The organism is Streptomyces sp. NPDC001401 (assembly GCF_042895385.1).
In the GTDB taxonomy this organism is placed as follows: domain Bacteria; phylum Actinomycetota; class Actinomycetes; order Streptomycetales; family Streptomycetaceae; genus Streptomyces.
The window spans coordinates 133286-154414 of the sequence record NZ_JBIAWI010000003.1 but is presented as its reverse complement, the minus strand read 5'-3'; the positions used below and the strand labels follow the sequence as shown (position 1 = coordinate 154414).

Genomic DNA, 21129 nt, shown 5'->3' with positions numbered 1-21129 from the left:
GCCGGATGCCGACCACCGCGGAGCAACTGCTCTCCGCACTTGAACCACTTCCGTTCCCGGCCCGCCTCGCCCTCACCGCCACGACCGCACGCCGGCTCACGGAGGAAGGGCGGCTCACTCCGCTCCTCACCGAACTCGACGCGCGCGGCCCCTATGAGCGGCGACTCGCGGCGCTGGCCGCCCTCGTCGGCCGGGACGCCGGCTTCCTCGCCGAGCGGCTGACCGACCCCGACGCGGTCGTCGCCGGGTACGCCCTGCGGGCCGCCCGCATCCTGCCCGTGCCGGACGAGGCGGTGGAGGCGGCGTACGACAACGCGCCCGCCGTACTGCGTCACCGGCTGGCCGGTGTGATCGTTTCCGGGGGCCGTACCGCGCTCGCCGAGCGGCTGGTGGCCCGGCTCGGCGCGGAATGGGGTGACGTCGAGGCCGCTCGGTTGCTGCCCGCCTGCTCCACACCCTTCGTCGCACGGGAACTGCCCCGGCTCGGGCACGCCGTCGACGGCTGGACCCGGCTCGCCCGGCGCCACCCCGGCCCGGTGCTGGACCACGCCGAACGCGCATTGGCCGAGCGGACCGACGGACGGGAGCGTGAGGACTGGTGGCGTCTGAACGCCACGACGGTCGCCGCGCTCGCGCCCCGCCGCCCCGAGGGCGTCCTGGGCCTGCTGGAGCGGTACGGTCCGCCCAGCCTGCCGCCCGGGCTCCACGGCGGGCTCGGCGCGCTGGTCGACGCGGACGCCGAGCGTGTCGTCCGCTGGATCGTCTCTCCCGACCGCCACACGCCGCGCTACGAGCCCACGCCGCCGCCCGGCGTGCTGCGCAGGCTGGTGCGGGCCGAGCCGGAGTCGCTGCCGCTGCTGGGCCGCCACTGGCTGCACCGCGGCGGTCACTTCGCCGCGTTGCTGAAGGCCATGGCCCCCGGACGGCGGGCGGCCTTCCTCGACACGGTCATCGCGGAAGGGACGAGCTGGGACCCGGCGCTTGGCGTTCTCGACCTGCTGCCGCGCGAACGACGCTGGGCCGAGGTGCGGCGGGCGGTGGCCGACTTCGACGGCCGGACCGACTTCTGGGACGACTTCGACACGCTCGCCCACGGCCCGTACGACGAGGCGCGGGCCGCGCTGCTCTCCGCCGTCCGGCGGTCCGATCCCGGCGACCGTGCGGCCGCATGGCCGCTGCTGGTGGCGTGTGCCGCCCGGGACGGCGGCCGGGAGGCCGTGGCCGAGGTGCTGACGGCAGCGGGCCGTCTGCGCAACGATCAGGATCCCGTGCGTGCCGCCGCGTTGGAGGCCCTCGCCGCGGTGCATCCGCGCCTGTTCGCCTCCGACGACGCCACGCCGCTGGACCGGATCGCCGTCGACGCCCTCGAGGCCCGGGACTGTTCGGCCGACAGCCTGACCGCCCTGCGAACCCTTGCCGAGCGCGTGCTCGTCGAGAACGCCAGGAACACCGACACGGCCCTGCGGACCTGGGCGTTGAGCACCCTGGAGCGGATGGCGGGCCGGGTCGGCGTACCGGACTTCGGCCCGCTGCACCGGGTCCTGCGGCGCGGCCAGGAGCACGAGGTGGTCGAGGCGCTGCGCCCCTGGCTGGAGGCCGCCGCGAAGAGATCCGACTTCCGGCTGCTGCTCGGCCTGGCCGCCGCGCTGGGTCCGCGTGCCCGGCGGATGCCCGAGGTGCAGGACATGCTTGCCATGGCCCTGGAGCGCGGCGACGACACGACGTTCGAGGCGGCCGCGAAGCTGTGGCTGGCCGCGCCGGCCACCCGCGGGGAACGGGTGGCCCGGATCGTCGAGCAGGAGCCGTCGGCAGTCGTCCTCTCGCCCGTACGGCGCGTGCTGGCCCGTCAGCGTACGGATCTGCTGGACGCGTTGCTGGCCGAGACCCCGCCGCACGGCCGCTTCCTGGTCCCCGCTGCCGCCCGCCCGCTGCCGGACTTCGCCGCCGCCGACCGCTGGCTGCCCCGCCAGCAGCGGGCCGCGGCACGGCTCGCCGAACGGGTGGCGGCGGACCACTCCCTGCCGCTCGACGACCGCGCCGCCGCGATCCGGGCCGCCGCACACCTCCCGGAGCTGGGCCGCGCCCTGGCGATGCGGCACAAGGACGACGAGGAGGTGGTCGTCGCCGAGGCGGCGCTCGGCGCGCTGGCCTGGACCGACCGCCCCCAGGACGTCCTGCCCGTGCTCCTGGAGCAGGCCGGCGGCGACCGGGCCCGGGTCGCCGTGTACGCGGCGGGCCGCGCCGCCCGCTTCACCGCCCCCGCCGAACTCGCCTCGGCGCTGGGCGCGTTGCTGACGGGGGAGCAGCCCGCGAAGGTGACCTCCCGCAAGGAGGCCGTACGCCTCGCGGCCCGCTTCCTGCCGCCGCGGCAGGCCGTGGCGCTGCTGACGCACGGCTTCCGTTCCCCCGACGCACACCCCGACGTGCGGTCCGCCGTCATCCGTGCCCTGCCGCCGCTGCTGGGCGTGCCGGAGGCGTGGCGCCTCCTGCAGGAGGCCGCCCAGGACGACACCCCGGCCGTGCTCCAGGCGGTCGTGGAAGTCGGCCCCTGGGAACTGGCCGAGGCACACCGCGGCGCGTACGCGGCAGTGGTCGACACGCTCTACGACGCCGGCCTGGCGTCGTACGAGGGCTACGCCGGTTACGGCTTCCTGCGGGGGCTGGCCCCCTGGACCCGGTACGCGCCCGGGCTGGCCGCCCGGATCGCCGGGACGGTGTGCGATCTCGGCAGCCGCGGGCACTGGCAGCACGCGGCCTGGGTACTGCGTGACCTGGCGCTCTCCGACCTCCCGCATCCGGTGGGCGGCGCGGCCGACGGCAGCGCGTTCCACGGTGCCGTGACCGACCTGCTGACCGCGATGCACACGCCCCAGGGAGGCTGCGAGGCGCTGGAGGACCGGGATCTGCCGGCGCTGCAGCGGCTGCGGACCCTGGTGTCGGCGTCCTCCGACGGGACCGAGCGGCCCGAGGTGCTGGAGGCGATCGCCGCTCTGCTGACGGCGGAGCCGCTGTTGGCGGGCGAACGTGCGGACCTGCTGCGCCGGTTGGTCGACCGGACCGAGGAGCCCGCCGACCTGCTGGGCCGTCTGCGCGGCCTGGCGGCCACGCTGGAGGGCGCGGGGACGGCAGTCGCCCTTCATGTCACGAGCCGGCTGGCGGGCGGCTGGGGGCACGCGGTCCGGCCCACGCGGAGCGCAGCCCTCCTGGAGGCGGCCGACCGGCTGGCCCGGGACGGCGGCACCGTCACCGGCCTGCTCGCGGTCCGACTGGTGACCGCAACGGCCGGCACCCTCGGCTGGCCGGACGAATGGCGGTCGCTGCTGAGGACGCTGCGCAGACATCCGGACCCCGACGTACGGCACCTGGCACACCAGACGATGACGGAGACGGAGTGACGTCTCGGGGCCACAGGCCTCGGCGACCATCCGAGATCTACTTGCCTCTGAGGCAAGAAATTTGCCGCAGAGGCAAGGCTCCGGCTGAATGGAGGGCATGAGCTCTCCCGAGACCGAGCCCGCGTCGGCGGGTTCGTCGGCCGGGCCGGACGAGGTCCTGCCCGCCGTCGCACCTCAGCTCCGTGCGCTGCGCCGCCGTGCCTCCCTCACCCTGGAGGCCGCGGCCCGCGCCGCCGGGCTGTCGGCGGCACACCTCTCCCGGCTGGAGACCGGGCAGCGTCAGCCGTCGCTGCCGATGCTGCTTGCGCTCGCGCGTATCTACGGTACGACGGTGTCGGAGCTGCTCGGCGAGACGGTCGCCGACCGGGACGCCGTCCTGCGCGCCGCCGACATGGAACCGACCGCGGCCGGCGGCTGGACGTACTTCCAGGCCGGCGCGCCCGGCCGCGGGATGCAGGCCCTGCGCGTCCACGTACCGCACGGCTCGCAGGGCGACATCGTGCGTGTGCACCCCGGCGAGGAGTGGCTGTACGTCCTCAAGGGGCGGCTGCGGCTGCGCCTGGGGGACACCACGCACCGGCTCGCCCCCGGCGACAGCGCCCACTTCGACTCGCTGACCCCGCACCGGATCGCCGCCCAGGACCCCGACGGCGTCGAGCTCCTGTTCGTCCACACCCTTCTGCAGAGCCCCACGGCCACGTTGTGCCTGGGCCCCACCACCGGAGACATGCCATGAGCAACATGGAGGAGAAGTTCCCGCGCGCGCTGTGGGTGCGCCTGATCATCTACATCGCGGTGGGGCATCTCTTCGCGGCCTTCATCTACCTGCTGTTCGAGATCGGGGCGAAATAGCCGGCCCGACTCGTCGGGACAGACGGTCCCGGCTCAGTCGAGCAGCCGCTCGCGCAGCAGCTCGCGGAGCTCCGGGGTGAGCGCCACACCCTGCTCCAGGTAGGTGTCGACGTCGCCCCACGTCTCCTCGATCGTCTCGAAGGCCGCCGCCAGATACTCGGCGCGCGCCTCGAACAGGGGGCTGAGCAGCTCCATCACCTCGGGGGAGTAGGCCGCGGCGGAGCTGCTGCTGCGGTGCACCTTGTAGCGGCGGTGCTTGGCGTTCGACTCCAGGTAGTCCGCGACGATCGCCTCGCGCTCGACACCCAGCGCGAGCAGTGTCACCGCTATGGACAGGCCCGCGCGGTCCTTGCCTGCCGCGCAGTGCATCAGGGCGGGCACACTGTCGTCGGCGAGCGAGCGCAGCACGTGCGCGTGCTCGGCGGTGCGCTCCTTGATGATCGTGCGGTAGGAGACGATCATGCGGTTCGCCGCCTTGCCGTCGCCGAGGATCTCGCGCAGCTGGTCGATCTCGCCGTCCCGGACCATCTTCCAGAACCCGGCGCCGTCCGCCGGGTCCGAAAGCGGCAGGTTCACATTGCGCACGCCCGGCAGTTCGACGTCCGGACCCTCCAGCTTCTGGTCCGCCGCGTTGCGGAAGTCGAAGATCGTGTGCAGCCCCAGGGAGGACAGGAACTCGGCGTCCTCCTCGGTCGCGTGCGCGAGGTGGCCGCTGCGGAACAGCACCCCGAACCGCACCCGCCGTCCGTCCACGGTCGGAAGCCCACCCACGTCACGGAAGTTGCGGACTCCGGCCAGCTCGGGTTCGGTCGACGGGATCTGCTGCGTCACGGGGGCTCCTCACGGTCCGCCCGTCCGGCGCGGCTCGTCGACGGGCGCTCTCCCGACGATACGACATGGATTCCTGAGGCAATGAGTTGTCCACAGGCGTTGCGACCAGGCCTCACGTCCCATGATGATGTTGGCGATTGGTCGCACCTGTTCGAATGTGTGGGGGCTCGATGCTCGAGATTGCCGACAATGGCCGTACGTGGCTCCTCTCGGGGCCGGCCAGCAGTTACGCCGTCCACCTCACCGAGGACGACGAGCTGCTGCACCTGCACTGGGGCCCCCGGATTGCCCTCGCCGACGCCGAGGCCCTCGCCGTCCGCCCGCTGCCCGACTACCGGCCCTTCGAGTCCCCGCTCGACGGACACGAGGAGTACCCGGTCGAGGGCGGCCCTCGCTTTGTACGGCCCGCCCTGTCCGTGCGCACCGAGGAGCGGCGCGGCACCGAGTGGCGCTTCGAGAAGTACGAGGCGGAGGGCGACCACCTCCGCCTCGGCTTCCGGGACGGCGGGCTCGCGATCACGCTGCACTACCGGATGCGGCACGACGTCGTAGAACGCTGGGTGACCCTCGACAACGAGGGGCCCGCCCTGGAGCTGCTGCGGGCCGACTCCGCCGCCTGGACGCTGCCCGAGCGCGAGGAGTGGCGGCTGTCCCAGCTGCACGGCCGCTGGGCCGCCGAGTCCCGGCTTACCTCCTCGCTTCTCACCTACGGTGAGAAGATCATCGGCAGCCGCCGCGGCCACACCGGACACCAGCACTTGCCCTGGGTCGCCCTCGACACCGACGCCACCGAGGAGCGCGGCGAGGTCTACGGCTGCGCTCTGGGCTGGTCGGGTTCCTGGCGGATCGCGGTGGCGCAACTCCCGGACGCGCGCGTGCAGATCACCGGCGGCGTCGGTTACGACGACTCCGGGCTGCTGCGTCTGGAGGCTGGGGAGTCGTACACGACCCCCGTCTTCGCCGGTCTGTGGAGCGACGGCGGCTTCGGCGGAGCGAGCCGCGCCTGGCACGCCTACCAGCGCGCGTACGTCATCCCGGACGCGGACCGGGACCGGCCGGTGCTGTTCAACTCCTGGGAGGCCACGGAGTTCGACATCTCCGAGGAGCAGCAGGGAACCCTTGCACGGCGGGCCGCGGCGATCGGCGTCGAGCTGTTCGTGGTCGACGACGGCTGGTTCGGCAAGCGCACCAGCGACCGCGCCGGACTCGGCGACTGGACGGTCAACCGGGACCGCTTCCCGAGCGGCCTCAAGCCTCTCGCGGACTATGTGCACGCCCTCGGCATGCAATTCGGCATCTGGGTCGAGCCCGAGATGGTCAACCCCGACAGCGACCTCTACCGCGCCCACCCGGACTGGGTGCAGTTCCAACCGGGACGAAAGCGGACGGAATTCCGTAACCAGCTCGTACTGAACCTGGCCCGGGAGGATGTCCAGGAGTACCTCTGGGAGCAGCTCGACGCTCTCCTCTCCAGTGCCCCGATCGACTATGTGAAGTGGGACTTCAACCGCTGCTTCACCGACGCGGGCTGGCCCGGCGAGCCCTACCCGCAGCGCCTCTGGGTCGATCATGTCCGCGCCCTCTACTCCCTGTTGGACCGGCTGCGGGCAGCCCACCCGGGCGTCGCCTTCGAATCCTGCTCGGGCGGCGGCGGCCGGATCGACCTCGGGATCATGAGCCGCACGGACCAGGTGTGGACCTCCGACAACACCGACCCGCTCGACCGGCTCGCCATCCAGCACGGCTTCAGCCAGATCCATCCCGCGCGCGCGATGGCAGCCTGGGTCACCGACAGTCCGAACACCCAGCTCAACGGGCGGGTCAGCTCGCTGCGCTTCCGGTTCGTGAGCGCCATGGCCGGAGTGCTCGGGGTCGGCGGGGACCTCACCCGGTGGACCGAGGAGGAGCTCGCCGAGGCCGGGGAGTGGGTGGGGCTCTACAAGGAGATCCGGCCGCTCGTGCAGCGCGGGGACCTCTACCGGCTGCGGCCTCCGCGCGGCGGGCTGAGCGCGGTGCAGTACGTGCGCGGGGACGAGGCGGTCGTCCTCGCCTGGCTCCAGGCGCAGAGCCACGGCGAACCCGTACCGGCGCTGCGGCTGCGAGGCCTCGACCCGACAGGCTCGTATGAATGCCTCGAAACGGGCGAAGTTCGCAGTGGTGCTGTATTGCTGTATCACGGACTGCGCACCGGGTTGCATGGCGACCTCGACGCGGCAGTTTTCCGGCTACGGCGCATCTGAGCCTTCTGTCTGGATTGGTGCTTTGGTCATTCTTCAGCCCTCTTCGTTCCAACTCGCTCAGGAATAGGGGTTCCTGAGGCAGGGCGCGTGAGGAGCGTCATATCCGTGACCGTGCGTGGCGCGTCATGTTCACGTAATTCGGGTGCTTTACAAGGGCGTTTGGGTGAGCGAGGCACCCTGGAATTCACGCACGGTCACCGGGTTTTCTCTCAAGGGATCAACAGAAACGCATTCACGGGGAACCGTCACTTGTTCCTTTGCGTCTTGGTCGCTTACGTTCGCCACCAATCCGGACGGACGCCCAATCCTGCCGCCGCCCGGTGCCCGCAGAACTCACCCGTGAACGGCAGGAGCGGGGGACCCACAGGTACAACCGCCTGTTCCGGTCTCCGGAACGGCTAGGGGTAAAGCCGCGTCGCATGCGCGGCCGGGCATCTCCAGCCCGCACCCGACAGCTCACCTCGTAGGCGCCGGAGAGGAATTCGTCATGCCCGCGAAGGGTAAGCACCGCCGCCCGAAGCCCCAGCGCTTCACCCGCTCCATCGCCGTCGCCGGAACCGGTTCCGCCGCGCTCGCTCTCCCGCTCATGGGGGCCACCGGCGCCCATGCCGCCACAACTCAGTCCGCTTCCCAGTCGGTTTCGGAAAAGGCCGTCCAGTCCCTTCCGGTCGCCGAGAAGGCGGCCCAGAAGAAGAGCGCCGCCAGTAATGCGGGTGTGCGGACCTATTCGGTGCGGACCGGCGACTATCTCTCGAAGATCGCCGACGAGCAGCATGTCTCCGGCGGCTGGCACAAGCTCTACTCGGACAACCGGCGGGCCGTCGGCGACGACCCGTCGCTGATCCACCCGGGCCTGAAGCTGACGATCGGCCGGAAGGCCGCGACGGGCACCACCAAGTCGTCGCATTCTTCTTCCTCTTCTTCGTCCGCCTCGAAGACGTCCTCGTCCTCGAACAAAACGACCGCCACCCGGACCGCCGAGTCCACCTCCACCGGCTTCACGCTCCCGGTGACCGGTGCCACCATCGGCACCGGCTACCACGTGGCCGGCAGCATGTGGTCCAGCGGGTACCACACGGGCGTCGACTTCGTCGTCCCGACCGGCACCGCCCTCAAGGCCGTCGGTGCCGGCACGGTCGTCTCCGCCGGCTGGGGCGGCGCGTACGGCAACCAGGTCGTCATCAGGCTGGCCGACGGCTACTACGCGCAGTACGGCCACATGTCCCAGCTCTCCGTCTCGGCGGGCCAGACCGTGACCGAGGGCCAGCAGATCGGCCTCTCCGGCGCGACCGGCAATGTGACCGGCCCGCACCTGCACTTCGAGATCCGCACCACGCCGGACTACGGCTCCGACGTGGACCCGGTCGCCTACCTCCGCTCGAAGGGCGTCGGCGTCGTCTGACATCCCCCACGACCACCTGCCTGACATGCTGCCGAAGGCCGGACCTCCATCCCCGGGTCCGGCCTTCGGTGTGTCCGGGTGCACTCGTGCGCCGTAGGAGTGTCGACGGCGAAGGGGTGTCGACACTGAGGGGGAATTGGGACACAGTGATCTCCGTAGCGATGCAAGCGCTTTCTCCGCCGTCGTCCGACAAGGCCTACGGAGGTCCCCGTGCCCGGCGTCGACCGACGCACCGTCGTGAGACGCGGACGTAGCTTCCTGACCTCGGCGCTGACTCTGCTGCTGGCCGTGGGCGCGCTGTTCGGCGAGGCCCGGCAGCCCGTCTTCGCCTCCGAAGAGCCGAACGTCGTAGGCCCCGACGACAGGCGGATCGCCTACGAGGGGCACTGGGGCATCACCGACGAGGCCGCCACCACCGTGAACTCCGGCTCCCGGCTGCGCTTCCGCTTCATTGGCCCCGTGGTGCACGTCCTGTTCGACGTCTCCTCGGTGACCGTGCCCGCCCAGGTGTATGTGTCGGTCGACGGCGGACCGAAGCGGCTGTTCGCCGTCGACCGCGACGACGTCGGGATCACGGCGGCGGGGCGCGGTCCGCACACCGCCGAGTTGTCGGTCAAGGACGTCTTCTCGCGGGTCAACCGGTGGACGCCGCCGCTGGAGACGGGCGTGGCCGTCAGGGGCATTCGAGGGGAGTTCCTGGGTCAACGGGTCCGTCATTCGGCCCAGTTGGTGTTCTACGGCGACTCCATCACTCAAGGCGTCATGGCCCTGTGCGACGTCAACACCTCCGACTGCGCCGACGGCACGACCGCCTACCCGACCCTGGTCGCCGACGCCCTGCACGCCTCGCTCACCCAGGTCGGCTTCGGGCGGCAGGGAGTGCTCCAGAGCGGCAACGGGGGAGTGCCGGCCGCCTCGGACGCATACGGCTGGAACTACGCGGGCTCCAGGGCCGGCCCGGACCGCCGTGCCGATGCGATCGTCGTGAACCAGGGCACCAACGACGCCTCGTACGGTGCGGCGGAGTTCCGGGCGGCCTACCGCGCCTACCTCGCCAGGCTGCGGGCCGCCGCACCGCACGCCCGCATCCTCGCGCTGCGCCCGTTCAACGGCACGCACGCCGACGACATCGCCGCGGTCGTCGCCGAACTCGCCGACCCCCGCACGGAGTTCGTCGACACGACCGGCTGGCTCTCCGTGACCGACGGGGACCTCAACGGGACCGTCCATCCCAGCGCCCAGGGCCATCGCAAGGTGGCGGACCGTCTGCTCGCAGTTCTCCGGCGCCCACCGCGACCGGTCGCGCCGTCGATCACCCCACCCGAAGGAGCCGCCTCCCGTGACGAGCACCCGTAGAGCATTCGGCGCCCTGGCCGCCGGCGCCGCCCTGGCCGCCCTCGCCCCCGCACCGGCCGCCAGTGCCTCGCCCCGCGGCCGCCTCATCGCGCGCGACGACTTCCGCCACGGTCTTGGCCGGTGGGTCGTCGAACTGGAGCAGGGCGGGACCGTCGCCGCCTCCCGCGGGATCCTGGAGGTGGACGTACCCGCCGGCGCCACGGTCTGGTTCCGGGAGCGGCTCGAAGGGCCGTACGTCCTCGAGTACACCGCCACGCCCGTTGCGGCGGGCGGCGTCAACGACCGCGTCTCCGACCTCAACAACTTCTGGAACGCCACCGACGTCCGCTCCCCGGACGACCTCTTCGCCACCCGGCGCGGCGGGGCACTGGCCGAGTACGACTACCTCAAGACGTACTACGTGGGCTACGGCGCCAACACGAACACCACGACCCGGCTGCGCCGTTACGTCGGCGAGGCCGGGGTCCGCCCGCTCGTCTACGACTACACGCAGCCGCTGCTCGTCGCGAACGAACCCAACCGCGTCCGTATCGTCTCCGACGGCTCGACGGTCCGCTGGTGGAACAACGGGCGGCTCGTCTTCGACTACACCGACCCGGAGCCGTACACAAGTGGGTACTTCGCCTTCCGGACCACGTGGAGCCACTTCCGGATCGCCGACTTCAGGGTCTGGCGGTTCACCCGTCAACATCGCTGATGGGAAGGTTATTCCGGGCTTGGCGAACCCTTTAGAAGTGGCTTATCTCACCGCGCGTCAACCCCTTCCTACGGTCGCGTAGGTCACATTCGAAGGTGAATCATGGCCGATGTGACAGACGATTCGAAGAGTGACAGCAGATCAGTGATCGGGTCGTACGTCGCGGTGGGGGACAGCTTCACCGAGGGCGTCGGCGACCCCGGCCCCGACGGGGCATTCGTCGGCTGGGCCGACCGGTTCGCGGTGCTCCTCGCGGACCGGCGACCCGAAGGCGACTTCGGCTACACCAACCTCGCCGTGCGCGGCAAACTGCTCGACCAGATTGTCGAGGACCAGATCCCGCAGGCCGTCGAACTGGCGCCTGACCTGGTCTCCTTCTGTGCGGGCGGCAACGACATCATCCGTCCAGGCACCGACCCCGACGAGGTCGCCGAGCGCTTCGAGCGGGCCGTGGTCCGGCTCACCGAAGTCGCCGGCACGGTCCTGGTGACCACCGGCTTCGACACCCGCGGCGTCCCCGTGCTCAAGCACCTGCGCGGCAAGATCGCCACCTACAACGGCCATGTCCGGGCCATCGCCGACCGGTACGGCTGTCCCGTGCTCGACCTGTGGTCCCTGAAGACCGTCCAGGACCGCAGGGCCTGGGACGGCGACCGCCTGCATCTCTCGCCCGAGGGGCACACGCGCGTGGCGCTCCGCGCCGGGCAGGTCCTCGGCCTGGAGGTACCGGCCGACCCCGACCAGCCCTGGCCGCCGCTCCCGCCGCGCGGCACCCTCGAGGTCCGACGGGACGACGTGCACTGGGCGCGCGAGTACCTGGTGCCGTGGATCGGCCGCCGGCTGCGCGGCGAGTCGTCCGGGGACCACGTCACGGCGAAGGGTGCTCTCTCGCCGGACGACATCAAGATGCGAATCTCGTCGGTGGCCTGACAGTGGTTTGAGATCGGCCCCCGCTTCGGCGGGCCGAGCAGCGGCCTGGTGGCCTGAGCCCCCGCAGAGTGCGGGGGCTCAGCGCTCCGAAGCAGTCAACGCCGCCCGCTCCAGGCCCAGTTCCCGGGCCAGCGCCTCGTCCACCCACTCCTGAGCCCGCACACGCGACACCGCACCGGCGTACGACGTCATCTGTACGGCGAGCCCGTCCAGCAGGGCCGTCAGGCGCAGGGCCGCGCCGTGCGGGTCCGGGCAGCGGAACTCGCCCGCGGCCACGCCCTCCGCGATGACCTCGGCGATCGCGGCCTTCCACTGCTTGTCGAGGTCGCGGGTGACCTCCTGCAGCGCAGGCTCGCGCAGCGCCACCGCCCACCCCTCGATCCACAGGCGCCAGCCCTTGGCCTGGCCCGTCGGCGCGTACCAGCGCACCGCCGACCGCAGCCGCCGCAGCGCCGTCGTACGGCGGCCGAGAAGCTTGCGCAGATGCCCGAGGTCGTCCTCGGCCGCGAACGTGAACGCGGCGGCGACCAGCTTCTCCTTCGTCGAGAAGTGGTACAGCACCAGCGCGTTGCTCACGCCGAGCGCCGAGGCCACGTCGGCGATCCTGACCGCCGCCACGCCCCGCGCCTCGATCTGCCCGATGGCGGCCCGCAGCAACTCCTCACGCCGCTCGGCCACACTCAACCGCACTCTCGCCACGCGGTCACCCTATTCCGTCGCCGCTGATGGCGCCGGGTGAGGGCGGGACTTGGCGGGTTCGACAGGGGTGCGCGGTGTGGGCGTACACCTACTCTGCCGGCGCGTGAGCGTCAGGAATTCATGGTCGCCCGGTCGGACTCGCTGCGCAGAACGCAGAATTCGTTGCCTTCGGGATCAGCAAGGACGGCCCAGCCCGAACCATCGGGGTTGCGGTGATCGGTGACAAAGGTGGCACCGAGGCCCAGCAGCCGGTCCACCTCCTGTTCGCGCGAGGTCTCGGGGCGCAGACACAGATGGATCCGGTTCTTGACCGTCTTGGCCTCGGGCACCTGGTTGAAGTGCAGCACCGGGCCCTCCGCCAGCAGCACCTGAGCCTCCGGGTCGCCCGGTCTGTCCTCCGGATGCAGAGGACGGCCCGTCACACTGCTCCAGAACCGAGCCAGCTCGTAGGCATCCGCACAGTCGATCGCCACGTTCTGCATTACCGAGACCATGCGCGCGACCCTTCCTGATCTCCACGCCGAACGCCACCGAATTGCGCTCAGTCCTCGCGCGGCACGGAATGCCGGGTCGCTCTCACCGGTACCAGCCGAAGCGTTCCGCGATCGCCGGCAGCCGGTCGGCGACGATGGCGTGCGCGGCCGCCCGCGGGGTCGTCCCGTCGGACTCCGCGCGGGCCAGCATCTGCTCCGTCAGGGCGCGCATCGAGCGGCGGGTGTGGGCGAACGCCTCCTCCGCGTCCGGGCCGATGTCGCCGAACAGGGTCCACCACCACCAGGCGTTCGTCCCGGAGTTGACGACCACGTCCGGCAGCACGGTCACTCCGCGCGCGGCCAGCAGCTCCTCCGCCTCGGGCAGCACGGGCATGTTGGCCGCCTCGACGATCCAGCGGGCGGTGATCTGCTCCTGGCCCGCGGTGTCGATCGCGTACGAGACCGCCGCGGGCACGAGCACCTCCGCCTCGGCCGACAGCCAGGCGTCGCCGGGCAGTTCACGGTCGTCGGGGCGCAGGGCCGCGCGGTCCACGGTGCCGTACGCGTCCCGCGCGGCGAGCAGCGCCTCGACGTCGAGGCCCGCCGGGTTGGCGACGGTGCCCTTGATGTCGGCGACGGCGACGACGGTGAGCCCCGCGCGCGCGAGGAAGCGTGCCGTGGCTCCGCCCATGGTGCCCAGGCCCTGCACGGCGACCCGTGTGCCCTCGTACGGCACACCCGCCCGGTCCAGGGCGGTCAGCGCGGACTCGGCGACCCCGCAGCCGCCGACCAGCTCGTCGAGCCCGATGCCGTCCACCTCGATCGCGAACGCGTCGGCGAGCCGCCGGCGGGCCGTGGTCTCGTCGTCGAGCAGTGGATATACCGCCTGGATCGAGGACACGAGCCCCGCCTCGGCCACTGCCCGGTCCACCAGGTCCTGGGTGAGACCGAGGTCCTCCCCGGTGGTCCAGAAGCTTTCCACGTACGGCTTCATGGCGCGCAGGTAGCGCACCAGGAGTGCGTACGCCCCTGGGTCCCGGGGATCGCAGTCGATGCCCCCCTTGGCGCCGCCCAGGGGGATGTAGCGGCCCTCGGGGTTGTAGTGCAGCGCCTCCTTCATGGTCATCCCGCGCGCGAGCCCCGCCACCTCGTCCAGGGTGCAGCCCGCGCGCATGCGCAGTCCGCCGCTGGAGACGCCGCGGACCAGCCGGTCGACGACCAGGTAGCCCTGGCGGCCGGTGAGGTGGTCGGTCCAGGTGACCGACATCAGGGGGGCGGTCATGCGATCTCCTCGCGGATGGCGATCAGGGTGGGGCGGGGGAGTCGAGGTTCCCGGATCACTGAGCGAATTACTGAATAGTCAGTCAGTATCGGAATCGGGGGCTCACCCTGTCAATGGCGGAATTGATCACCGCGGTGTCGGCGTGGTGACGGGAATGGACGCCGACGCTCCGCGGTTCTCGAAGCGGTGGGCCCATTCCTGCGGGAGGTGGGTGCGGCGGTGCAGGAGGCGAGCCGGGAGGGCGGCAAGGGGACCTCTACTTCGTAGAGGTCGTACGGTGCCGGATCTTTGGGCTTTCCTTGGAATGAGCCCGCAGCGACCCGGACGACACAGGTGTTGTCGGAGGAGCCGACCATAATGGAATGCCTCGTCGACTCCACCTGGAGGTACCGTGTCCGGTTTCCGTAGCCTGAGCTCCGGGCTCCGCGCGCTGCAGCCCGCGGCCTTCGGCGCGGACCCGAGCGGTGAGCGCCTCGCGCGCATCCGCAGATCACCGCACTTCAAGGACGGGGTCTTCCAGAATCCCGGAGGCACCGCCCGGACCCGGCCCTCCGGCTCCGCGCTGGACTTCGCGAAGGTGTTCTTCGACAAGGACGAGCGGCCCCAGCGCGCCCCCAAGGGCACGGTGCCGGTGCACCCCACGACGCTCGCCGACATCGCGAAGCCGCCCGCCACCGGACTGCGGCTGACCTGGATGGGGCACTCCAGCGTGCTCGCCGAGATCGACGGACAGCGGGTGCTCTTCGACCCCGTGTGGGGCGAGCGCTGCTCCCCGTTCTCCTTCGTCGGGCCCAAGCGCCTGCACCCCGTGCCGCTGCCGCTCGCCGCGCTCGGCCCGGTCGACGTCGTCGTCATCTCGCACGACCACTACGACCACCTGGACCTGCCCAGCATCAAGGCCCTGGCCGACACGGACACGCTGTTCGCCGTCCCCCTGGGCGTCGGCGCCCACCTCGAGCACTGGGGTGTGTCGGTGGACCGGATCCGCGAGCTGGACTGGCACGAGGCGACCAAGGTCGGCGGCCTCACCCTGACCGCCACCCCGGCCCGCCACTTCTGCGGCCGCGGCCTGCGCAACACCCAGCACACCCTGTGGGCCTCCTGGTCCGTCGCCGGGGGCGAGCACCGGATCTTCCACAGCGGTGACACCGGCTACTTCGAGGGCTTCAAGGACATCGGCGCCGAGCACGGTCCGTTCGACGCCACCATGATCCAGATCGGCGCGTACTCCGACTTCTGGCCCGACATCCACATGACGCCGCAGGAGGGCATGCGCGCCCACCTCGACCTGCAGGGCGGCGAGCCGCACGGCGTGATGATGCCGATCCACTGGGCCACCTTCAACCTGGCCACGCACCCCTGGGCGGAGCCCGGCGAGGGCACGCTCGCGGCCGCCCGCGCCACCGGCTCCCGCGTCGCCCTGCCCCGCCCCGGCGAGCCCTTCGAGCCCACCGCCGAGACCGTCCCGTCCGAGCCGTGGTGGCGCGCCGTGGCCCAGGCCCCGGCCGGCGGCTGGCCGGCCGCGGACGCCCTGACGGAGGCGGCGATCAAGACCTCCGCCGCCGGGGCCCCGGCCGGCGCGGACGGCGCCGAGCAGGGCGAGTCCGCGGAGGGCACAGGGGAGCCCGAGACCGTATCGGCGGGCTGATCTCGACGGGGGAGGCCGTGAGCCGCCCGGCATGCCAGGAGAGGATCCCGGCATGAGGCTTCAGCAGGCGGTGACGGTCGGGATCGACCTGGCCGCGAGTGCACGGCGGACCGCTGTGTGCCGTGTGGTGTGGGGAGACGACGGCGCCCTGGCGGTGGAGTTCCTCGCGCCGCAAGGGGACGAGGACCTGCTGGCGCTGGTCCGGGCCGCCGACAAGACCGGCCTCGACTGCCCGCTCGGCTGGCCGTCGAGCTTCGTGGCGACGGTCCTCGCCCACCACGAGGGCATACGGCTGCCGCCGGCGGCCCGCTTCGAGGAGCGCACGGACGGCCGGCCAGGACTGGACGCGCTGCGGTTCCGGCTGACCGATGACCTCACCTGGAAGGCCACCGCGATGCGGCCGCCGCTGTCGGTGTCCACCGATCTGCTGGGCGTCGTGGCCCTGCGTGCGGCCCGTCTCCTGGACGCCCTCGCGGCCGCGGGCACCCCCGTGCCCCGGGACGGATCGGGCCCGCTCGCCGAGGTGTATCCGGCCGCGGCCCTGAGGCTGTGGGGGATTCGTCCCGCCCGCAGCTACAAGAACGCCGGACCGGAAGCCCGCGAGGTGCGCGAGCACATCGTCCGCTCGATCGAGGACGGCCTCGGGCTGCCCCTGACCGAGCCGGTGCGTGCGCAGTGCATCGACAGCCACGACCATCTCGACGCCCTGGTCTGTGCGCTGGTCGCCCGCGCCGTCCTGGTCGGGGACACCCGGTGGCCGGACACCACGGAGGAGCGCGCCGCCGCCGGTCAGGAGGGATGGATCCACCTGCCGGGCGGGGAGCTGGCCGCCCTTCGCTGAAGATGCCGCCGGCAGGAGGGGGGCGGGAGCCGCCGTCTCAGCCCTGTTCGGGCCCGTCGACGTTGAACGTGGACTGCCCGGTCCCGGCCCTCGTGACGATGATGTCGGCAGGTTCCGCCGAGGGGTTGCTCTCCCGGTGCACGGCGCCCTTCGGCACATAGATGAAGTCGCCGGGACCGGCTTCGAGGGTGCGCGAGCCGTCCGGGCCGAACTCCATCCTCAGGGCCCCGGTGAGGACGTAGATCACCGACTCGTTCTCGCCGTGGTGGTGCCACCCGGAGACCATCCCGGGTTCGGTGCGGACGAATCCCGACCACATGCCGTCGGTGGCGAACGCCTCCTGCCGGTCCATCCCCGGAGTCGTGGGCCCGGGCCGTCGGTCACCGGGGCGGGCGAGGAGAACCTCATCGTGTCGAAGGTCCATGACGGCTCCTTCCGCTCGGGCCGTCGAGCGGCGGCCCCGTCTCGTCACCAGGCTAGCCGTGGTCCGTCGGCCCCCGCGGGGAACCGGCCGGCCAACCATGGTGTGATGGCGCCGTGAGCCGTGCCGCAGAAGAGACCAACCGCCGTATGCTGCGGGCCCGGGACGCGATGGACCGCGCCTACGCGCAGCCGCTGGACGTACCCGCCCTGGCCCGGATCGCCCATGTCTCCCCGGCACACTTCGCCCGCACCTTCCGCGCGACATTCGGCGAGACACCGCACCGCTATCTGCAGCGCCGCCGCGTCGAGCGCGCCATGTTCCTGCTCCGGGAGAGCGACCGCAGCATCACGGACATCTGCTTCGAGGTCGGCTTCGGCAGCCCGGGCACCTTCAGCCGCACATTCCGCGACATCGTCGGCCGCTCGCCGAGGGAGTACCGCAAGCAGGCCGTCGCCCTGGACGTCCCCACCTGTTTCACGATGGCGTGGATGCGGCCGAGCGCCTGACCGTCTGCTCGCCCTTCGGCCGACAGAGCAGTTTTGGATAAGTTTTCGCGGTGCCGGGCTCGTAGCGTGATGCACATGTTCACAGCAATCACGCACTCGCAGATCTACGTACTCGACCAGGACGAGGCGCTCGACTTCTACGTCGGCAAGCTCGGCCTCGAGGTCAACACCGACGCCGACCTCGGCTTCATGCGCTGGCTCACCATCAATGTCCCGGGTCAGCCGGACCGCGAGGTCCTGCTGGAGCGGCCCGGTCCGCCGCGGCTGTCCGAGGAGACGGCGGAACAGGTCCGCGAACTGCTGACCAAGGGCGCGACGGGCGGCTTCCTCATCTTCCGGACCGAGGACTGCCGCAAGACGTACGAGACCTTGAAGGCCAAGGGCGTCGAGTTCACCGAGGAGCCCACCGAGCGGCCGTACGGAATCGACTGCGGCCTTCGCGACCCCTTCGGCAACAGCATCCGTTTCACCCAGCCGAAGGCCTAGTTCAATACGCTGAGTAACGCTTGGGGGATGACTCCCGGCGGTGCGGGAGCGCCCGAAAACGGTCCCGGCGGGCCCGTGGGCGGACAGAAAAGAGCAGTCGGCGAGGGCCGGGGAGCAAGCGCTCCCCGGCCCTCGGCATTTTACTGCGACCGCTTCTGACCAGCTCTGATCGATCCGTTCTGCAACGGGATCATGCGCCCGCTCGGTTTATCGGTCTGTCGTACGAGCCCTCATACCAGAGCGGGACGCTGTGCGTGGGACTTTGTCAACTGCCCACCGCACATGATGGGTTGGCGACTACTGTGAGTGTCCATCGGGCAACGCATGCCCGAACCGCGCAGCACGCGCCCCAGGCACCGACGCACCAGTACGACGAGGACACCGATGTCTCACCTTCGCGCACCGGCCGCACGCGCAGACCGCCGCGAGGGCGGGCGGCACGGACGGCCGGTTGCCCGTCCCGTTCCCTCGCTGCCCGAGACCCACATACGGCCCCAGCTGTTGCGGCTCGCCGTGCTGCCACCGGTCGCGGTCGCCCTGAGCGCGAGCGCGGCCGTCCTGTTCACCGTCCGCACCACCGGAGCACGGCCCGGCCTCACCCTGTGGGGCGTGCTCGCCGGTGCCGCCGCGGTGGCCCTCGCGGGGATCCTGATCGCCTCCGTGGCCGCCGACCGCGCCGCCAAGTCGGTGAGTGACCGCATCGGTGCCCTGCGCCGCATCAGTGCCCGCGGCGAAGCCGACCTGCGCGACCTCGTCGAGGCGCTGCGCCGCGGCGACACCCCGCCCCAGCGCAAGCCCCGCAGCTCTCCCCCCGACGACGCCGACGACTTCGAGCTGCTCGCCGCCGACCTGACGCGCGCGCACGACGGTGCCGTCACCGCCGTCGTACAGGCCGCCCAGCTCTCCAGCCAGGCGGGCAGCGAACAGAAGCTCGAGGTCTTCGTCAACCTCGCCCGGCGCCTGCAGTCCCTGGTGCACCGGGAGATCTCCATCCTCGACGAGCTGGAGAACGAGATCGAGGACCCCGACCTGCTCAAGGGCCTCTTCCACGTCGACCACCTCGCCACCCGGATCCGCCGCCACGCCGAGAACCTCGCCGTCCTCGGCGGCGCCGTCTCCCGCCGGCAGTGGAGCAACCCCGTCTCCATGACCGAGGTGCTGCGCTCCGCCATCGCCGAGGTCGAGCAGTACTCCCGGGTCAAGCTGGTGCCCCCGATCGACGGCACGCTGCGCGGCCACGCCGTCGCCGACGTCATCCACCTGCTGGCCGAACTCGTCGAGAACGCCACGGTGTTCTCCGCCCCGCACACCCAGGTCCTGCTGCGCGCCAACCTCGTCACCTCGGGACTGGCCGTCGAGGTCGAGGACCGCGGCCTCGGCATGCCCGTCGCCGAGCAGAAGAAGATGAACGCCCTGCTCGACGACCCCGACCAGGTCAACGTCGCCAGCCTGCTCGCGGACGGCCGCATCGGACTGTTCGTGGTCTCCCAGCTCGCCCGGCGGCACGGCATCAACGTCCGCCTGCAGACCAACATCTACGGCGGGGTGCAGGCCGTGCTCGTCGTACCGCAGGGGCTGCTGGGCTCGGCGCCGGGCGTCCCCGGGGTCGCAGCGCAGCCGCACGGTGTCACCGGGGTGATGGGGACGCCCGAGCGGGCCGTACCGCCCCGGTCCCCGCAACCGCAGACGCCGCCCGTGCCCCGGCCCGAGGCCGGCGGGCGTCACGTCGCGCCCCCGCCACCCGCACCGCGACGTGCGCAGCAGCGGGAGGCGGCGCAGCCCACGGCCGCCGCGCCGCACGGCAGTCCGCTCAACGGCAGCACACAGGGCGGCAGCGGACCGGCACCGCTTCCGGTGCGCGGTGCCCACGAGGAGCGGGCCAATCCCGCGGAGGCCCTGCCCGGCATCCGGCCGGACGACCGGCGGCTCGTCTCGGAGAACGCGGCCACACCACCCACGCCCCGCACCGGCACCGTCCGCGGCACCATGGGCAAGCCCCAACTGCCGCGCCGCCGCGCCCAGGAACACATCGCACCCCAGCTGCGGGACGGCCCGGCGCCACGCCAGGAGACCGAGTACGTCGCCGGCCACGACCCGGGCCTGATGGCCGCCTTCCAGCGTGGCATCGGCCTGGCGGAGGCCCAGCAGAACCTGGAGTCGGAGCGCTCGGATTACACGGATTACTCGGAGCACTCGGAGTACACGGGAGCCGCACACACGACGTCGTCGGCGCACCCGGAACCGGAACACATGGCTTCGGCCCACATGGATCAGACGCACATGGATCAGGCACACATGATGTTGGAGCCCATGGAGCAGGCGGCGCGCATCGAGCCGCGCCCGCTCACCGATCCGGCTCACACAGTGGCCGCACCCATGCTGCCGACCTCGTCCCTGGACGTTCTCCACACGGACGTCACCGCCACCACCCCGCCGCCCTCCATGGACGTATCGCACATGGACCCGGCCCACATAGCCGAGGCGCGCCCCGCGTCCGCGCGCGGCACCGACCATCCCACCCGGCACGACGGGAGCGCACCAGCCGGATGACCACCTCTGTTCCCACCCCCGTTTCCGCCCCCACCCCCACCGCTCCCGCGGACCTTCGTACCCCAAGGAGTCGATCCACCATGGCGAGCGATGCGCCGACCGGCCATGTATCCGATCTCGACTGGCTGATGAGCGGCCTCGTGCAGCGCGTACCCCACACGACCAGTGCGGTACTTCTCTCCTGCGACGGGCTCGTGAAGTCGGTCCACGGCCTCGATCCGGACAGCGCCGACCACATGGCCGCGCTGGCCTCCGGCCTGTACTCCCTCGGCCGCAGCGCCGGGGTCCGCTTCGGCGACGGCGGGGACGTGCGCCAGGTCGTCGTCGAACTCGACTCGACCCTGCTGTTCGTGACCACCGCCGGCTCCGGTACCTGTCTCGCCGTGCTGGCCGGACGCGAGGCCGACGCGGCGGTGCTCGGCTACGAGATGGCGATGCTGGTCAAGAGCGTCCGCCCCTATCTGGTCACCGCGCCCCGGCAGCACGCCGTCGAACCCACGGCGATGAGGCCTTGAGC

The 21129-nt window shown here is 71.7% G+C and carries 19 protein-coding genes and 1 riboswitch; of the genes, 14 read left to right on the top strand and 5 right to left on the bottom strand.

Features of this window, described 5'->3' with window-relative positions; translation table 11 throughout:
• Window positions 1-5: 5 nt before the first annotated feature.
• The 3 genes from ACFY10_RS12695 to ACFY10_RS12685 all read left to right on the top strand — a co-directional run bounded on the left by ACFY10_RS12695 (window position 6) and on the right by ACFY10_RS12685 (window position 4247).
• The gene (locus ACFY10_RS12695) at window positions 6-3395 is read left to right on the top strand and encodes a hypothetical protein (RefSeq protein ID WP_390665084.1); all 3390 of its coding nucleotides are present in this window, start codon (window positions 6-8) and stop codon (window positions 3393-3395) included.
• Between the two features lie 97 nt (window positions 3396-3492).
• Window positions 3493-4131, top strand: a complete 639-nt coding sequence (locus tag ACFY10_RS12690; protein WP_390665083.1) for a helix-turn-helix domain-containing protein — start codon at window positions 3493-3495, stop codon at window positions 4129-4131.
• Window positions 4128-4247 (top strand): DUF6126 family protein, encoded by a 120-nt coding sequence (locus ACFY10_RS12685; protein WP_384255167.1) that lies wholly within the window; start codon window positions 4128-4130, stop codon window positions 4245-4247. The genes ACFY10_RS12690 and ACFY10_RS12685 overlap by 4 nt, the downstream gene beginning before the upstream one ends.
• Before the next feature lie 33 nt (window positions 4248-4280).
• Here ACFY10_RS12685 and ACFY10_RS12680 read toward each other — a convergent pair whose 3' ends face one another.
• Entirely contained in the window at window positions 4281-5078 is a 798-nt protein-coding gene (locus ACFY10_RS12680; protein WP_390665082.1) for a tyrosine-protein phosphatase, read from the bottom strand.
• Window positions 5079-5248: 170 nt separating this feature from the next.
• On the opposite strand from ACFY10_RS12680, the gene ACFY10_RS12675 reads away from it, so the two are divergent.
• From ACFY10_RS12675 to ACFY10_RS12655, 5 genes are all read left to right on the top strand, one after another.
• Window positions 5249-7318 (top strand): alpha-galactosidase, encoded by a 2070-nt coding sequence (locus tag ACFY10_RS12675; RefSeq protein WP_390665081.1) that lies wholly within the window; start codon window positions 5249-5251, stop codon window positions 7316-7318.
• Window positions 7319-7642: 324 nt separating this feature from the next.
• Window positions 7643-7801: riboswitch (cyclic di-AMP (ydaO/yuaA leader) on the top strand.
• 4 nt (window positions 7802-7805) lie between these two features.
• Window positions 7806-8720, top strand: a complete 915-nt coding sequence (locus tag ACFY10_RS12670; protein WP_390665080.1) for a peptidoglycan DD-metalloendopeptidase family protein — start codon at window positions 7806-7808, stop codon at window positions 8718-8720.
• 210 nt (window positions 8721-8930) lie between these two features.
• Window positions 8931-10076: a GDSL-type esterase/lipase family protein gene (locus ACFY10_RS12665; RefSeq protein ID WP_390665079.1), complete on the top strand. Its 1146-nt coding sequence runs from the start codon at window positions 8931-8933 to the stop codon at window positions 10074-10076.
• Window positions 10060-10773 (top strand): DUF6250 domain-containing protein, encoded by a 714-nt coding sequence (locus ACFY10_RS12660; protein WP_390665078.1) that lies wholly within the window; start codon window positions 10060-10062, stop codon window positions 10771-10773. The genes ACFY10_RS12665 and ACFY10_RS12660 overlap by 17 nt, the downstream gene beginning before the upstream one ends.
• 144 nt (window positions 10774-10917) lie before the next feature.
• Complete coding sequence (locus ACFY10_RS12655) at window positions 10918-11703, top strand: SGNH/GDSL hydrolase family protein (RefSeq protein WP_390665551.1); 786 nt, start codon at window positions 10918-10920, stop codon at window positions 11701-11703.
• A gap of 78 nt (window positions 11704-11781) precedes the next feature.
• Here the strand turns inward: ACFY10_RS12655 and ACFY10_RS12650 are convergent, their stop codons facing one another.
• From ACFY10_RS12650 to ACFY10_RS12640, 3 genes are all read right to left on the bottom strand, one after another.
• Entirely contained in the window at window positions 11782-12402 is a 621-nt protein-coding gene (locus tag ACFY10_RS12650) for a TetR/AcrR family transcriptional regulator (protein WP_390665077.1), read from the bottom strand.
• Between the two features lie 110 nt (window positions 12403-12512).
• Window positions 12513-12896 carry a VOC family protein gene (locus ACFY10_RS12645; RefSeq protein WP_390665076.1) on the bottom strand — a complete coding sequence of 128 codons (384 nt, stop codon included), beginning with the start codon at window positions 12894-12896 and terminating at the stop codon, window positions 12513-12515.
• A gap of 82 nt (window positions 12897-12978) precedes the next feature.
• On the bottom strand, window positions 12979-14157 hold the full coding sequence (locus ACFY10_RS12640; protein ID WP_390665075.1) for a Glu/Leu/Phe/Val dehydrogenase dimerization domain-containing protein: 1179 nt from the start codon (window positions 14155-14157) through the stop codon (window positions 12979-12981).
• Window positions 14158-14548: 391 nt separating this feature from the next.
• Here ACFY10_RS12640 and ACFY10_RS12635 point away from each other — a divergent pair, with 391 nt between their 5' ends.
• Together ACFY10_RS12635 and ACFY10_RS12630 are read left to right on the top strand one after the other, a co-directional pair.
• Window positions 14549-15805, top strand: a complete 1257-nt coding sequence (locus tag ACFY10_RS12635; protein ID WP_390665074.1) for an MBL fold metallo-hydrolase — start codon at window positions 14549-14551, stop codon at window positions 15803-15805.
• A 52-nt stretch (window positions 15806-15857) separates the two neighbouring features.
• A complete protein-coding gene (locus ACFY10_RS12630; RefSeq protein WP_390665073.1) occupies window positions 15858-16646 on the top strand; it encodes a DUF429 domain-containing protein in 789 nt (262 codons plus the stop codon).
• Between the two features lie 37 nt (window positions 16647-16683).
• Here the strand turns inward: ACFY10_RS12630 and ACFY10_RS12625 are convergent, their stop codons facing one another.
• Entirely contained in the window at window positions 16684-17070 is a 387-nt protein-coding gene (locus ACFY10_RS12625) for a cupin domain-containing protein (RefSeq protein ID WP_390665072.1), read from the bottom strand.
• Between the two features lie 113 nt (window positions 17071-17183).
• On the opposite strand from ACFY10_RS12625, the gene ACFY10_RS12620 reads away from it, so the two are divergent.
• The 4 genes from ACFY10_RS12620 to ACFY10_RS12605 all read left to right on the top strand — a co-directional run bounded on the left by ACFY10_RS12620 (window position 17184) and on the right by ACFY10_RS12605 (window position 21127).
• On the top strand, window positions 17184-17576 hold the full coding sequence (locus ACFY10_RS12620; RefSeq protein ID WP_390665071.1) for a helix-turn-helix domain-containing protein: 393 nt from the start codon (window positions 17184-17186) through the stop codon (window positions 17574-17576).
• Between the two features lie 75 nt (window positions 17577-17651).
• Window positions 17652-18062, top strand: coding sequence for a VOC family protein (locus ACFY10_RS12615; protein WP_266963214.1), 411 nt, complete (start codon window positions 17652-17654; stop codon window positions 18060-18062).
• Window positions 18063-18446: 384 nt separating this feature from the next.
• Entirely contained in the window at window positions 18447-20612 is a 2166-nt protein-coding gene (locus tag ACFY10_RS12610) for an ATP-binding protein (RefSeq protein ID WP_390665070.1), read from the top strand.
• A gap of 80 nt (window positions 20613-20692) precedes the next feature.
• A complete protein-coding gene (locus ACFY10_RS12605) occupies window positions 20693-21127 on the top strand; it encodes a roadblock/LC7 domain-containing protein (RefSeq protein ID WP_030936144.1) in 435 nt (144 codons plus the stop codon).
• Window positions 21128-21129: the final 2 nt, after the last annotated feature.

Bases quoted from the DNA above. Each gene is read 5' to 3' on its own strand.
- ACFY10_RS12695 (WP_390665084.1), top strand. From the start codon at position 6: ATGCCGACCACCGCGGAGCAACTGCTCTCCGCACTTGAACCACTTCCG.
- ACFY10_RS12690 (WP_390665083.1), top strand. From the start codon at position 3,493: ATGAGCTCTCCCGAGACCGAGCCCGCGTCGGCGGGTTCGTCGGCCGGG.
- ACFY10_RS12685 (WP_384255167.1), top strand. From the start codon at position 4,128: ATGAGCAACATGGAGGAGAAGTTCCCGCGCGCGCTGTGGGTGCGCCTG.
- ACFY10_RS12675 (WP_390665081.1), top strand. From the start codon at position 5,249: ATGCTCGAGATTGCCGACAATGGCCGTACGTGGCTCCTCTCGGGGCCG.
- ACFY10_RS12670 (WP_390665080.1), top strand. From the start codon at position 7,806: ATGCCCGCGAAGGGTAAGCACCGCCGCCCGAAGCCCCAGCGCTTCACC.
- ACFY10_RS12645 (WP_390665076.1), bottom strand. From the start codon at position 12,896: ATGGTCTCGGTAATGCAGAACGTGGCGATCGACTGTGCGGATGCCTAC.
- ACFY10_RS12640 (WP_390665075.1), bottom strand. From the start codon at position 14,157: ATGACCGCCCCCCTGATGTCGGTCACCTGGACCGACCACCTCACCGGC.
- ACFY10_RS12630 (WP_390665073.1), top strand. From the start codon at position 15,858: ATGAGGCTTCAGCAGGCGGTGACGGTCGGGATCGACCTGGCCGCGAGT.
- ACFY10_RS12625 (WP_390665072.1), bottom strand. From the start codon at position 17,070: ATGGACCTTCGACACGATGAGGTTCTCCTCGCCCGCCCCGGTGACCGA.
- ACFY10_RS12615 (WP_266963214.1), top strand. From the start codon at position 17,652: ATGTTCACAGCAATCACGCACTCGCAGATCTACGTACTCGACCAGGAC.
- ACFY10_RS12610 (WP_390665070.1), top strand. From the start codon at position 18,447: ATGTCTCACCTTCGCGCACCGGCCGCACGCGCAGACCGCCGCGAGGGC.
- ACFY10_RS12605 (WP_030936144.1), top strand. From the start codon at position 20,693: ATGGCGAGCGATGCGCCGACCGGCCATGTATCCGATCTCGACTGGCTG.